The 12,968-nt window shown below is 56.3% G+C and carries 13 protein-coding genes; 4 read left to right on the forward strand and 9 right to left on the reverse strand.

Features of this window, described 5'->3' with window-relative positions; all coding sequences use genetic code 11:
- The first annotated feature begins 17 nt into the window (after positions 1-17).
- Positions 18-602, forward strand: coding sequence for a TetR/AcrR family transcriptional regulator (locus ABLQ08_RS19570; protein WP_352945356.1), 585 nt, complete (start codon positions 18-20; stop codon positions 600-602).
- Between the two features lie 6 nt (positions 603-608).
- Here the strand turns inward: ABLQ08_RS19570 and ABLQ08_RS19575 are convergent, their stop codons facing one another.
- Positions 609-1,217 carry a peptidase C15 gene (locus ABLQ08_RS19575; RefSeq protein ID WP_352945358.1) on the reverse strand — a complete coding sequence of 203 codons (609 nt, stop codon included), beginning with the start codon at positions 1,215-1,217 and terminating at the stop codon, positions 609-611.
- Between the two features lie 7 nt (positions 1,218-1,224).
- Positions 1,225-2,223: a methylmalonyl Co-A mutase-associated GTPase MeaB gene (meaB, locus tag ABLQ08_RS19580; protein ID WP_352945359.1), complete on the reverse strand. Its 999-nt coding sequence runs from the start codon at positions 2,221-2,223 to the stop codon at positions 1,225-1,227.
- A 173-nt stretch (positions 2,224-2,396) separates the two neighbouring features.
- Between meaB and ABLQ08_RS19585 the strand changes: the two genes are divergently transcribed.
- Complete coding sequence (locus ABLQ08_RS19585; RefSeq protein ID WP_352945361.1) at positions 2,397-3,434, forward strand: phytanoyl-CoA dioxygenase family protein; 1,038 nt, start codon at positions 2,397-2,399, stop codon at positions 3,432-3,434.
- A 6-nt stretch (positions 3,435-3,440) separates the two neighbouring features.
- Here the strand turns inward: ABLQ08_RS19585 and ABLQ08_RS19590 are convergent, their stop codons facing one another.
- The 6 genes from ABLQ08_RS19590 to ABLQ08_RS19615 all read right to left on the reverse strand — a co-directional run bounded on the left by ABLQ08_RS19590 (position 3,441) and on the right by ABLQ08_RS19615 (position 10,993).
- Complete coding sequence (locus ABLQ08_RS19590) at positions 3,441-4,031, reverse strand: DUF1131 family protein (RefSeq protein WP_352945363.1); 591 nt, start codon at positions 4,029-4,031, stop codon at positions 3,441-3,443.
- A 154-nt stretch (positions 4,032-4,185) separates the two neighbouring features.
- Positions 4,186-4,767, reverse strand: coding sequence for a TIGR00730 family Rossman fold protein (locus ABLQ08_RS19595; RefSeq protein WP_352945365.1), 582 nt, complete (start codon positions 4,765-4,767; stop codon positions 4,186-4,188).
- A 60-nt stretch (positions 4,768-4,827) separates the two neighbouring features.
- Positions 4,828-6,216 carry a dipeptidase gene (locus ABLQ08_RS19600; protein ID WP_352945367.1) on the reverse strand — a complete coding sequence of 463 codons (1,389 nt, stop codon included), beginning with the start codon at positions 6,214-6,216 and terminating at the stop codon, positions 4,828-4,830.
- Positions 6,217-6,407: 191 nt separating this feature from the next.
- A complete protein-coding gene (locus tag ABLQ08_RS19605; RefSeq protein WP_352945368.1) occupies positions 6,408-8,162 on the reverse strand; it encodes a mechanosensitive ion channel family protein in 1,755 nt (584 codons plus the stop codon).
- A gap of 320 nt (positions 8,163-8,482) precedes the next feature.
- Complete coding sequence (locus tag ABLQ08_RS19610; protein WP_352945370.1) at positions 8,483-9,427, reverse strand: cation transporter; 945 nt, start codon at positions 9,425-9,427, stop codon at positions 8,483-8,485.
- 6 nt (positions 9,428-9,433) lie between these two features.
- On the reverse strand, positions 9,434-10,993 hold the full coding sequence (locus tag ABLQ08_RS19615; RefSeq protein WP_352945372.1) for a helicase HerA-like domain-containing protein: 1,560 nt from the start codon (positions 10,991-10,993) through the stop codon (positions 9,434-9,436).
- A 189-nt stretch (positions 10,994-11,182) separates the two neighbouring features.
- Between ABLQ08_RS19615 and ABLQ08_RS19620 the strand changes: the two genes are divergently transcribed.
- Together ABLQ08_RS19620 and ABLQ08_RS19625 are read left to right on the forward strand one after the other, a co-directional pair.
- Positions 11,183-11,575 carry a DUF2780 domain-containing protein gene (locus ABLQ08_RS19620; RefSeq protein WP_352945374.1) on the forward strand — a complete coding sequence of 131 codons (393 nt, stop codon included), beginning with the start codon at positions 11,183-11,185 and terminating at the stop codon, positions 11,573-11,575.
- 44 nt (positions 11,576-11,619) lie between these two features.
- Positions 11,620-12,027 carry a DUF4332 domain-containing protein gene (locus tag ABLQ08_RS19625; protein WP_352945376.1) on the forward strand — a complete coding sequence of 136 codons (408 nt, stop codon included), beginning with the start codon at positions 11,620-11,622 and terminating at the stop codon, positions 12,025-12,027.
- A 91-nt stretch (positions 12,028-12,118) separates the two neighbouring features.
- On the opposite strand, the gene ABLQ08_RS19630 is transcribed toward ABLQ08_RS19625, so the two are convergent.
- On the reverse strand, positions 12,119-12,820 hold the full coding sequence (locus tag ABLQ08_RS19630; protein WP_352945378.1) for a helix-turn-helix domain-containing protein: 702 nt from the start codon (positions 12,818-12,820) through the stop codon (positions 12,119-12,121).
- Between the last annotated feature and the right edge of the window lie 148 nt (positions 12,821-12,968).

Genomic DNA, 12,968 nt, shown 5'->3' on the forward strand with positions numbered 1-12,968 from the left:
GGATTTCAGGTGAACGAATGGCAAGACCGCGTGAATTCGATCCTGAAGTGGCGCTGGACAAGGCGATGACGCTGTTTTGGGACCTGGGCTACGAAGAAGCCTCGTTGGCCGAGTTGCTGTCGGCTATGGAGATCACCAAGGGCTCGTTCTACAAGGCGTTTCAGGACAAGCATTCGATCTATCTGGCATCGCTTGATCACTACAACGACAAGGTTATCAGCGGCACGGTTGCCTTTCTTTCCGACCGGGAAAACGGCTCGGGAGCAGAACGTATTCTGGGGTTGTTCGGAAAAGTTGCCGAAGCCATCGATCACGATGGTGACCGGCTCGGATGTTTCCTGTGCAACGCGCTGGTCGACAAGGCGGCGGCCGGAGGTGAAGCGGAAGCCAAGCTACAGGCAATGGTCCACAGGCTGGAGAATGCCTTTTTCAAAGCTCTGATTGAAGACGCCAGCGTTGACAAGGCAACGGCTCGGGAGACCGCAAGAGGGATCCTGTCAGCTTATTTCGGATTGCGTGTGCTGGGACGGGCAGGACTTGCAAAACAGATGGCTGACGATTGCATCCGGCAGGTGGAATGGCTTTTGAAGAAGGCGAACTAGGGACTGTCAACGCATCCTTCTTGCTGTTTCCTGCAAAAGCCTGACGGCAGCTTCTTCAATTGCCGGATAGCCGGGTCTCGTGTCCCTCGGGCCTTTCGGCAGGGCAGGAACATGGACGAAGATGCTGGGAATGCCTGAGCCAACAGAGTCCCACAAGGTCGCATTGCAAAGATAGGTTCCCGCATCGGTCGACAATCTGGCGGGGGCACCGCCAGTCAGTGCCGCGTCCCGCAAGGCACGCGCAGGCAACGTAGCGCTTCTGGAGCGTTCCTGCACAGGGGCAAGCTCCGGACGGTCTGGTGATGCTCCGATTGCATCTGGGCGCACACGGATGGCTCTGTTCACGGCGCGTGTTTCGATGTTAATCGTGCGACGTGTTCCGTCCACACCGAAGTGAACAATGGCGTCCGGCCGGATTTCGTTTCGAAGCTTTTCCGAGATTTCCTGTCGACCAGCCCAGGTCGTCGGCAGGACATGGAAGATCATCTCGACATTGAACTGATGCGTTCCAAGCCGCTTCGGCAAGCGCCGCATCAGTCTTTCCGTCGGATTGATCGGTGCTCCTGGGAAGGGAGAAAAGCCTGTCACCAGGATGGTTTTTCTCGAATTGGCCATTTGAACTTTAATCCTGCAGTCCCATTAGATCGGCCAGCTCGTCAACGGCCAGGGAAACTGCAGTCGTTCCGTCCCTGACGCTGCTTTCCAGTGTTTTGAGCCGACCGGCTGTTTTCGAATTGGTTTTGAGAGCTTCCATCATGCGCTGCTGCAGCATATCCCACATCCAGGCAACCTGCTGCTGACTGCGTTTCTCCTGCCATTCACCGCTCGCCTGCATGCGCTCACGGAAAATGCCGGTCTGCTCCCATAGATGGTCCAGTCCTTCGTTTTCCAGGCCGGAAATGGTGATGACGGGTGGAGTCCAGGTCGGGCTTTTGGGAGCCAGAATGTGAAGTGCAGCGCGGTAGTCGGATGCGGCGGAGCGGGCACGCGTTGCACCTTCGCCTTCCGCTTTGTTGACCGCGATCATGTCTGCAATTTCCAGGACACCTTTCTTGATGCCCTGTAACTCATCGCCGGCGCCTGGCAGCATCAGCACCAGGAAGAAATCCACCATATCGGCAACGGTTGTTTCCGACTGGCCGATGCCGACCGTTTCCACCAGGATCACGTCGAACCCGGCTGCCTCGCACAACAGCATCGTCTCACGGGTCTTGGCAGCAACACCTCCAAGGGTTCCGGCAGACGGTGAAGGCCGGATAAAGGCGTTCGGGTCAACCGCGAGACGCGACATCCGTGTCTTGTCACCCAGAATGGAGCCGCCGGTACGGGTAGAGGAGGGGTCAACTGCGAGAACGGCCACCTTGTGTCCGGCGGCCGTAAGATTGGACCCCAATGTGTCGATCGTGGTCGACTTGCCGACACCCGGCACACCCGTGATGCCAAGCCGGAAAGCCCTGCCGGTCAGCGGCAGTACCTTCTGGATCAACTGGTGCGCCATGTGCCGGTGCTCGGACTTCTTGGATTCGACCAAGGTGATGGCGCGTGCAAGGGCGGCGCGCTTGCCTGCCGTCAGGTCCGCTGCAAGTTTCTCAGGATCGAGGGAAGGGGCCTTTTTCATCATGACAAAGCCATAAACCAGGAATCGCCAAAGGTCACCGTCCCCATTTGGCTGAGGTGCCGTGAGGCTGGCGAGAAACCGGAGACAAGTTGTACGGTGAGGCCACGTCGCTGTTACACCGGCGGGCTCAACGTGATAGAAAAACCTGTTTCAAAAATTCGTCTTTCTGGTGGTTCATGACACCCTTGTCCTATTTGAAAGCCCCAATCTGGGTTCTCGGCCTGGCCGGGACCGACAAGTCTCCTCGCAAGAATCCTCTTCTTGGCAGTGAACGACTGAACAGCTGGGGTCTTCATAGGAATAGAGTGCAGATTGCTGCGAACCAGGCAGCGATACGCAGGCGCCGCCTGGCGAAAACTCTGGATCCGGAGCAACGGGCCTTTTTTGACGAGAACGGCTATTTTCTGGTCCGGGATTTCCTGCCGGATGAAGTGTTCAGTCAACTGAAAGAAGAGGTATTCGGACAATCATTCGAGACCCGTGAAATGCGTCAGGGACAGGCCGTTACGCGCATGACGCTCCTGCCGCCCGAGATCCTGAAGAAGAACACAGCGCTTGCTAAAGCGGTGCGCGATCCACGTGCCCTGCAAATGATCCGCTATGCGGCTTCACAGGGTGGGTATCCTCTGAACTTCGTGCAGACCGTCCTTGTGGAACCGAAGAAGGTGAGCAAGAAAGATCCGCAGTCAGACGCTCATGCGGACACGTTTCATGCCACTTCGAAAGCGTGGTTGTTCCTTCAGGACGTCGGTGAAGAAGATGGACCGTTCTTTTTTGTGCCCGGCTCCCACAAACTGACCAAAGAGCGGCTTGAGTGGGAATACCAATGCTCGCTGACAGCTGCCAGGGATCCCAGGTCCCACCATGCCAGCGGTTCCTTCCGTATCAAGGCTGAAGAACTTGAGGCACTCGGCTTGCCGCAACCGGTCAAGATGTCGGTGCCTGAGAACACGCTTGTCGTTGCGGATACCTTTGCCTTTCACGGGCGTACCCCATCAGACAAACCAACCATACGTACCGAGATCCACTGGCACATGCGCCGGAACCCGTTTCTGCCGTGGACCGGACTGCATGTGAATGCGCTTCCGTTCCTTCAGGACCGGGGCATGCCTACACTGATGTCGCTCGCGGACTTTGCCGAACGAAACTTCAAGATGAGAAATGTCTGGCGGCCGGTCGGCAAGGTATTGGTGCGATCAGACGCGCATGTTTAGTGGTTATCAGGACTTGGGAGTCCACAGGATCCGCTGCAGTTCTGCATCAAACAGATCGTTGGATGCCGGCAGCTCGTTGAATGGCCCCTGGTAGCCAGGGATCGCGTAGACCAGTTCCACATTGGGGTGGCCGGTCGATTTGCAGATGGCCATGCCGCGCCACAGGTTCTTGCCCACCCGGCAATCGGCACGCGCTGTGCCGATATCGGCAAATGTCATGCCGATACGTTCTCCGTTCGGTCCTTGCAGATGGTGTGTGACGCCGTGCACGGAGCGGACTTTGCCATTCTGTCCCTTGAAGACCTGCAGCACCTGAAAACCATCGGTGTTGAACGCGGCCAGTGCCCATTCGGTATTGTTCTCAACTGCTGTTTGCACGCCTTCCGTGGTGAAGCCGGGCAATGCGGTTTCGATCGAATTCGACCCGTAACTGGTTTCTCTGGTAATTCCGCCGACGCTGTCTTCGGTGATCTGCACCAGGGTGAGATTTGAGGTCGAGACGAGCCTGTTCGAGGTGCCGTCAAAATCGGTAGTCGGAGAACAGGCGATAACGGAAACCGCAGCAAGCAGGGTCAGACCCAAATCACGAAGGCGCATAGACTAAACACACATATCAGTTGAACGTCCGCGATCTGGGCGCGGTTTCAATATGGCTTAGCAACTAACGCCTTGTTTGCAAAGTGATCCCGGAGCCCTTTACACAGTTCGCGTGCCTTACGTAGGGTTGTCCTGACCTGAAAGGCTCCTGATCTCAGGTTTCGTCCTTCTTGATCCACTTTGGGGTGTTCGGAGGAGTATAGGCCTTGAATAGATCGATCAGCGCTTCAGGTGTATCGGCGACCTGTGCCATGTCACGCATGGCCTTCTTGGTGAACCCTTCGCGTGCCTGATGGTCGAGGAAGCCGATCAGCTGATCGTAATAGCCTTCGATGTTGAGAAAGCCGCAGGGTTTTTCGTGGTAGCCGAGCTGCCCCCATGTCCAGACCTCGAATATCTCTTCCAGGGTGCCCACACCTCCCGGAAGGGCGATGAAACCGTCGGACAGTTCGGCCATCAGTGCCTTGCGTTCGTGCATGGATCCCACAAGGTACAACTCATTGAGGCCTTCGTGGCCGATTTCCTTGTCTTGCAGGGACTTCGGCAGAACACCGATTACTTCTCCGCCTGCGGCGAGAGCTGCATCCGCGACGGTTCCCATCAAACCGACTTTCGCACCACCATAAACAAGACGATAGCCATTTTCGGCGATAACCCGTCCTGTTTCCCGGGCAGCTTCACCGTAGGCTTCGAGCGCACCGTAGCTTGAGCCACAGAAGACGCATATGGATTTCATGCCATAACCCTTGAGATTGAAGGCGGGCCGAATGGTCAACCCGCCGAAGTTGTTTCCGGATCAGTCTTTCGACAATTCGTCCAGGACACGGGCCCAGGAACGAATGCCCTTGTGGAAGCTGGTGAGATTGTATTTCTCGTTTGGAGAATGGATCTGGTCGTCTTCAAGACCAAAGCCGATGAGCAGAGAATCCATACCCAGCATACGCTTGAAATCCCCCACAATCGGAATGGAGCCACCCATACCGATGAGAGCGGCTTCCTTGCCCCACTCGTCCTGGAGAGCAATCTTGCCCTTTTCCAAGGCAGGCATGTTGAAATCAAGCCTTAGCGCCGGGCTGCCTTCCTTGGCGATGAAGTCAACGGTGCAGTCGGCAGGGATCTTGGAGCGCACATAAGCGCGGAAGGCTTCCTGTACCTTTTCCGGATCTTGATCACCGACGAGGCGGAAGGTGAATTTTGCGTGAGCTTCGGCAGGGATGACCGTCTTGGAACCGGCTCCCTGGTATCCGCCCCACATGCCGTTCACTTCCACAGTCGGGCGGGACCAAAGGTGTTCCAGCGGTGTGCGGTCCTTTTCTCCGCGCGGGTATTTGAGGCCGATATCACCCAGGAAGTTCTCAACGGAAAATCCGAGTTTTTCCCACATTTTGGTGACGTTTTCCGGAATTTCGATAACGCCGTCGTAAAAGCCGGGGAGGGTGACCTTGCCGTTTTCATCGTGAAGCCCGGCAATGATGTCGGCAACAATGTGGTTCGGGTTCTGCGCCGAGCCACCATACATGCCGGAATGAAGATCGCGGCTTGCTGCCTTGACGACGATCTCGTCACCGACCATGCCGCGGAGCATGATGGAAATAGCGGGCGTTTCCGCGTCCCACATGCCGGTATCACAGACCAGCGCGAGGTCGCAGGAAAGTTCGTCCTTGTGGGCGTCCAGGAAAGGGCGCAGGGACGGGGAGCCGGATTCCTCTTCCCCCTCGAACAGTATTGTGACATCGATCGGCAAATCACCTGTCTCTTCGATGAACGCGCGGGCCGCTTCGACGAAGGTCATCAGCTGCCCCTTGTCGTCGGAAGAACCTCGGGCAACGATGATTTTGCTGCCGTCCTCACGTGTCTTGATACTGGGCTCAAACGGGTCCTGGTCCCACAGCTCCAGTGGGTCGACCGGCTGCACGTCATAGTGGCCATAGAAAAGAACATGGGGCCCCGATTTGCCGGACTTCCTGTGACCCACAACCATCGGGTGGCCCGCCGTGTCGCGCACGGACGCTTCGATACCGATCCCGGTCAGCTCCCCGGCAAGCCATTCAGCGGCTTCCCGGCACGGTGATGCGAAGGCCGGATCGGTCGAAATGCTCTTGATCTTGAGAAGGTCGAACAGGCGATCGAGACTGGAATCGAGATTGGCGTCAATACGCGCCAAGACCTTGTCGATGGAACTCATGACGGATCCTTGAATTTGAACAGATTGGATCGGGCCGCAAAGATTCTGGCCCGTTCAGAAGGCCCTAACAGGCCATATCATGGTGTGAATCGCAAACGGTAAATTGTGAAACAGCAACAAACGGCAGTCCAAAGGGAGCCTCTTTCTCCTACAGAGAAACCGGCTCCGTGCAGAGGCAACATAATCTCGTTTTAAGCTGCCCGATGTCCGGACCGATCTTGTTCCATCTTGCCTTCAAGAAGATTGGCTTCCGGCAAGCCACTGTCCTTGCCAAGATAGATCGTGGAAGAGGGGAAGGCGAAGTCGGAGCCGCAACGAATGACGATCTCGTGGACCTCAAACAGCAGGTCCTGCTGAGTTTCCAGGAACTCGTCCGTGTCGGATGCCGTGACATAGGCGAAGATATCGATGGTTTGGGCATAGTCATCGAAACTGACGAGCCGGACGCGAAGCGGTTCTGCTGCAACTTTCTCATGAAGCTCCAGATATGCTGTGATCTCCATGAGAACTGTCTTGATCGCTTCCGGCGAAGTTTCGTAGCGCAAGCCGATTTTGTGCCGGAAATGGAACTTGTCGCGATGGCTGTAGTTGACGATCTTGCGTTTTGCGAGGTCAGCATTGGAAATGGTGATCAATGTCCTGTCGAGGGCCCGAATGCGAGTAGATCTGATGCCGATCGCTTCGACAGTTCCCGACAAACCGTCGAACTCGCAATATTCACCCACGCGAACCATTCGATCGGCATATAGGATAATGCCGCCGATCAGGTTTTCTATCGTGGGCTGAGCGGCCAATGCGATGGCAAGACCACCAACACCAAGACCGGCAATCACGCCATAGATCGGGATGCCGATCTTGGTGGCGCCATACCCCAGCACCATGAGAGAGATGGCAAGAGAACCGACCCGAAATCCGGTTCGCATAAGGCTTGCATCCAGACTTGGACGGGACTGTGTGGGGGCCTGTAGGAACCAGACGAAAATGACTTCCAGGCTGCGATAGACGAGCCATGACGTGGCGGTCCAAACGATTGCGGTCGTTGCGGTGCTGACCACCTGCAGAGGTGTTCCGGTGATGTTGATCTGATCTTCACACAGGTAGCGGAATGACATGGCGCCTGCAATCAGGACAACTGGTTGAAGGATTGCCTGCAGCACTCTTGCCCGTTCGGAGACCGACACGGCCCGCCATCTCCGCCAGCGAACATAGAGACTCGCGCCAGCCAGATACATACCGATCAAAAGGATAAACGCGGCCCATTGCCAGTAGGCCTGGTCGGCAAACTGGCTGTGTAGCCAGGTCGGGCCGCCCGACAAGAGTTCGTACCAACGCGGTGCAATCAGGTTTCCCGGCGTATAGATGTAGTAAGCGAAGAGGTCTTCTCCACGGTCGGCTCGCAGTGGCAGCTCGCTGACGACCGCATAGTCATCCGGAATTCGCTTTACGGAATCATCGGAAAACAGATAGTGACCCCGGCGCTCGCCCTCTGTCTGCCGTGCCAGTTTCAGGCTGGTTCCAGGAATCGTCCAAAATTCAGGCAGGTTGTCAGCCTTGTGAGGCGTTCGAAAGGTGCCGGCCGTTTCTCCAGGTACTGCTTCAAGGTCAATCGGAGGAATTCGGTCCAGAATTTCCTGAAGTTGAAGGGCCAGCTCGATGCCGGCGCGGTTTCTGGAGGTCTCCGGAATTTCCGAAAGATCGAGAGTGCGCTCGGCTTTTTCCATGAGCGCCTCCAGCATTACGAGCTGGTCTTTCTGGTCTTCCGTCAGAAAGACGTTCGTCCCGTCTTCGTAGGATTTGCGAACGTTCAGCCAAAGAGTGGAAACTTCGCCCATGATAAAGCGAAAACTCTCCAGCGTTGCACGCGGGCTGGCGGTATCGGGAGGAGAGATCGGATTGTCTCGCAGAAAGGCGCGGGCCTGCTCCAGCCGGGTTTCGCTGAAGACCATCGTGGCCCTGTCTTTTGAAAGAGGTTCAGATCCTGTTTCTGCCACAGCAACGGGCAGGGCAGCGAAGATTGCAAGCAGGAGGCCGCACGCGCGCACCCTGGCGTGTTGAGTTCGTGTCCGGGAATTGTGCAGCCGTTTGAATAAACGAAGTACCTGTAGCATTTTCCCACCCGTGGACGGCAATCGATAGTCCGGACTTACCTAGATGAAATTCATAATTTAAAAGTTACGGTTGTATCGCTGAGTGGGATTATTTGGTGAACAGAGTAACCGCAAAATTAATTTCTGTGACCCAGATGGCTTGGGCACATTGGTGTCAATCAGTCGATCTTGGAAGAGGGGGCACGGGCGGTGATAATCACTTCAACACGGGTCGGGCCGAGCTTGTCCTCCAGTCTTGCGGAAATCGCGGCCTGAAACGCATCGATCTCCGACGCAAGGATCGGTCTTCCGGGATCGACATAGATGGCGGCGTAATGCATCCGCCCAGCCTGCAGAACCGCCACCCGGTTAACGTGAAAGTTGTTTTCGCGAGCGAGGGCGCGCGCCGTGCGCGCTACCTTGGCATATGTACTTCCCGGTGCACTGACGCCCGCAAGGTCGGCGATCGTTGTGCGGAAGGCTGCGACCGGCTGCCAGAAGAACGCCAGTACAAGCACAATTACGATGACGGCATCGCCAATCGGAACGTACGGACCCAAAACAGTGTCTTCCAGAAACGGGAGGGATAACAGAGCAGCACCGGAGCCGACGCTGAGTGCGCCGTCTATCATGGCGGCTCTTGCCTCCGTCTTGAGCAGCTCGCTTCGTCTGCCCACCTTTCGATATGCCCGGTGAAAATTGAAGGCGAGCGCCAGGCAAATCGCGACGATGACGATCGAATAGACAACAATCGGGCCGAAGATAAGCTCAGGAACCGAGCCTCCGCTGAAGAATGTCCAGATTTTCGTGCCTGAAACGACGGCGGCAAAGACCAAGATGCCGATCAGGATGAGATTGCGAAAGGTGACATACAGCACCTCGTCGAAATCATGTCCCCACGGGCGGCTGCGGGTTGGTGGCAGACCGACGCGCGCACCGATGCGGGCCGCCGCGATTGCCGAGACGAAATTGACGGCAGAATAGAGCCCGTCGACCATCATGGCATCAGATCTGGAGAGCCAGGCCGTCAGAACTCCGGCAAAGGCCATGAACAGGTTCGCCCATTTGCCGACGGCAAGAGCGTTGCGTTCGATTTTCAGGTGTTCTTCGTTGCGCCCGGCCATGTGTCGTCAGTTTCCACGCTTCAATGAACCCAGCAGTCCTCTGACAAGCGCGCGACCAAGCGACGAGCCAAGGCTTCTTGCTGCGGATTTCAGGCCTGCTTCCAGAACGGAGTCCCGTTGGCTGCGCCGGCGGGTTCGACGCTCCACACTGTCCCGGCGCGGGCGATCATCGCGTCCGAAATCCGGCAGCTGAAATCCTGACCGGGAACGTCTTGTCTCGCCATCCTTGCGGGCATAGCGCTCTTCCTTGTCCTGACGGCGTTGTTCCTGACGTTGCTCTTCTTCGGCACGTGCCATCAGCACTTCATAGGCCGAAGTCCGGTCCTTGGCCCGGTCATAAAGTCCGAAGACCGGGCTCGATTGAATGAGCGTGCGCCGTTCGGCCTGTGTGACCGGTCCCAATCGCGAGGAGGGGGGGCGGATCAATGTCCTTTGTACGATCGATGGAATGCCCTTGCCTTCAAGCGTCGATACCAGCGCTTCCCCTACACCGAGTTCGGTGATCACGCGCTCGGTATTGAGGTCCGGATTCGGCCGGAAAGTCTCTGCCGCGGCGCGAACGGCCTTCTGATCTCGCGGAGTGAAAGCCCGCAAGGCATGCTGAATGCGGTTTCCGAGCTGTGCCAGAACTGTTTCGGGAATGTCCAGCGGATTTTGCGTGACGAAGTAGACACCGACACCTTTGGACCGGATCAGGCGGACGACCTGCTCTACCTTGTCAATCAGGGCTTTCGGGGCATCGCTGAACAGAAGATGCGCTTCATCGAAAAAGAAAACCAGTTTCGGCTTTTCAGGATCGCCGACTTCGGGAAGCTCCTCGAAGAGTTCGGACAACAGCCATAGCAGAAATACACCGTAGAGACCGGGAGAAGTCATCAGCTTGTCGGCCGCAAGAATGTTGACGACACCGCGGCCATCGGGAGCGGTCCGAATGAAGTCTCTGATATCCAGGGCCGGTTCACCGAAAAAATTCTCGCCGCCTTGCCTTTCGAGCACGAGCAGGCGTCTCTGAATTGCGCCGATCGATGCCTTGGAAACATTGCCGTAGAGCGTGGACAACTCGGAAGCACGTTCGGCAACATGCGCGAGCATGGCCCGAAGATCCTTGAGGTCCAGCAGCAGCATGCCTTCGTCGTCGGCAAGCTCGAACAGAACATTGAGCACGCCTTCCTGTGTGTCATTGAGTTCCAGAAGCCGTGCCAGCAGGAGCGGTCCGATTTCCGAAACGGTTGTTCGGATGGGATGACCCTGTTCGCCCAGGAGATCCCAAAAGACCGCAGGAAATGCCTGGTATTCATAGCTCTCGCCGAGCCCGACCTCCTGAGCTCGTTTTTCCAGGAAGTCTTTCGAAACACCTTCCATTGCCAAACCCGACAAGTCGCCCTTGATGTCGGCGCAAAAGACCGGGACGCCAGCTTTCGAAAATCCTTCGGCCAGAATTTGCAGAGACACCGTTTTTCCGGTGCCTGTAGCTCCGGCGATCAGCCCGTGCCGGTTGGCTAGTTTCAGTGCAAGGGTTTCCTCCTTTGTGCTGGCACCGATGAAAATGCTGCCTTTTTTTGTCACGCTAACCCCCGAATCCCGAACCGATTAATGAACCCTAACAAAGCCATTTCAAAAAAGCGCGCCCATGGTGCGTCATAAACAGCCTGGAAAGCTATTGCCCATCGACGGATCAAATTTATGACCTTAATAGATTGAGCTGAGAATACAGCCAGGTGCTGGTACATCTGCTTTGGCAATTAGGAGAATGGTATGGAAGAGCTCATCAGCCGGATCATGACGGCAGCGGGGATCGATGAAGAGGTTGCGAAGAAAGCAGTCGCTATCATTCTCGGCTTCCTCAACAAGGAAGGCCCGGAAGACAAGATGCAGCTGATCTTCGACGCGCTGCCGGGAGCCGCAGATCTGGTTGCCGAGCGCGAGCAGGAAAAGTCCGGCGGCGGTCTGCTCGGCGGGCTCGGCAGCATGATGGGCGGCAGCATGGGGGCCATGGCCGCACTGAACGAACTTACCAGCGCCGGCCTCGACATGAACGGCGTGCAAAGTGTTGTGAAAGAACTGGTTTCCTATGCTAAGGAAAAAGCGGGGGACGACGTTGTTGATGAAGTGATTTCACAAATTCCGGGATTGAGCCAGATCGTCTAATTGCCCCAGGGTTCGGTCGCCGGTCTTATAGGAGTTCAGTGCGCATGTCTTATTCCATCGATGAAATCGAGGGCATTGGTCCAACTTACGCTGCGAAACTCGGCGAAATTGGCATCAAGACAACGGAAGCTTATCTGGAGCGCGCGAAAGATCCGAAAGGCCGCAAGGCTCTTGAGGAGGAGACAGGTATCGACGGCAAACGCATCCTGAAATGGGCCAATATGGCGGACCTGATGCGTATCAGCGGTGTCGGAGAAGAATATTCGGAGCTTCTGGAAGCTGCCGGTGTTGATACCGTGAAGGAACTGAAGCATCGCAACGCTGCAAATCTTGCGGAAAAGATGAGCGAAGTGAACGACGAAAAGAAACTGGTTCGCCAGACGCCGAGCGAGAGTCAGGTCACCAAATGGGTCGAGCAAGCAAAGGAACTGCCGCCGATGATGACCTATTGATCAGGTTGCGAACGACGGGTATCAGCTTGGAAGAGGCGCGCCGTTGGCGCGCCTTTTTTGTGTCTACGATGCCTGGAGCACGTGGTCAGCGTCAAACGCTGATCTGGCCGTAACGCAATGCTTCGACCACGGTATGCGTCTTGTTGGAAGCATTCAGTTTCACGCTGGCATTTTGCAGGTGTGCGTGAACCGTCCGTTGGGAAATGTCGAGAACATCGGCAATTTCACCGGCGGTTTTTCCATAGGCCGTCAATTCCAGGACCTTGCGCTCACGTGTCGACAGGGCGCCGGGCCGTTGGCCGGAGACGACACCAAGTTCGCGCAGCCGTGAGAAGGCCGCGGCTGAAAGAACTTCCAGATTGGCAAGATCGTACTTGTTGACCTGAAGCGAAGGACCACTGGCAAAAACGAATGCCTGGAACGGGTACAGTTCGGTTACCGGTACGACGACGATCTGACTGCCTTCACCGGCCGAAGCCAGGAGGTCGGAATGTTCCATATCGCCAGCGGTAATTGTCCAGATCCGGGCGCGGTTGGAGCCAAGCCCCAGCATCAAGGCGCTGTCGTTTGCCGAAAGAGACGTGCTTTCAATTCCGTCGTTGCGCTGATCGGGCCAGCGAAAACGCTGAACGAGATTGTCGATCGGCCGGTTCGGCATCGGCAGTCCGGTGATGAGAATATGGGTCGCGCCCATGCGCCGGAGGTTTGATTCCAAAATGTCCAGAACATGGTGAGCAGCATTCGCTTCCGAGATTGCTCTCAGCTTACTTTTCAGTTCTGCTTGATCAAGCATTGTGCACATCCTTTGCGGTTCGCGAAAAACCGCTATTTGCGGGGGCTGGCATGTGCCTCACGCCTCCGCCGATGGGTTGGTCACGCGTTCTGTTTCAACCCGCAAGATGAAGGCAGAACCCGAATGCCGCGCATTTTTTATACGGGTA

The organism is Roseibium sp. SCP14 (assembly GCF_040329475.1).
GTDB lineage: Bacteria > Pseudomonadota > Alphaproteobacteria > Rhizobiales > Stappiaceae > Roseibium.

Bases quoted from the DNA above. Each gene is read 5' to 3' on its own strand.
- ABLQ08_RS19570 (WP_352945356.1), top strand. From the start codon at position 18: ATGGCAAGACCGCGTGAATTCGATCCTGAAGTGGCGCTGGACAAGGCG.
- ABLQ08_RS19585 (WP_352945361.1), top strand. From the start codon at position 2,397: ATGACACCCTTGTCCTATTTGAAAGCCCCAATCTGGGTTCTCGGCCTG.
- ABLQ08_RS19620 (WP_352945374.1), top strand. From the start codon at position 11,183: ATGGAAGAGCTCATCAGCCGGATCATGACGGCAGCGGGGATCGATGAA.
- ABLQ08_RS19630 (WP_352945378.1), bottom strand. From the start codon at position 12,820: ATGCTTGATCAAGCAGAACTGAAAAGTAAGCTGAGAGCAATCTCGGAA.
- ABLQ08_RS19595 (WP_352945365.1), bottom strand. From the start codon at position 4,767: ATGAAATCCATATGCGTCTTCTGTGGCTCAAGCTACGGTGCGCTCGAA.
- ABLQ08_RS19600 (WP_352945367.1), bottom strand. From the start codon at position 6,216: ATGAGTTCCATCGACAAGGTCTTGGCGCGTATTGACGCCAATCTCGAT.
- meaB (WP_352945359.1), bottom strand. From the start codon at position 2,223: ATGATGAAAAAGGCCCCTTCCCTCGATCCTGAGAAACTTGCAGCGGAC.
- ABLQ08_RS19625 (WP_352945376.1), top strand. From the start codon at position 11,620: ATGTCTTATTCCATCGATGAAATCGAGGGCATTGGTCCAACTTACGCT.
- ABLQ08_RS19605 (WP_352945368.1), bottom strand. From the start codon at position 8,162: ATGGTCTTCAGCGAAACCCGGCTGGAGCAGGCCCGCGCCTTTCTGCGA.
- ABLQ08_RS19575 (WP_352945358.1), bottom strand. From the start codon at position 1,217: ATGGCCAATTCGAGAAAAACCATCCTGGTGACAGGCTTTTCTCCCTTC.
- ABLQ08_RS19610 (WP_352945370.1), bottom strand. From the start codon at position 9,427: ATGGCCGGGCGCAACGAAGAACACCTGAAAATCGAACGCAACGCTCTT.
- ABLQ08_RS19590 (WP_352945363.1), bottom strand. From the start codon at position 4,031: ATGCGCCTTCGTGATTTGGGTCTGACCCTGCTTGCTGCGGTTTCCGTT.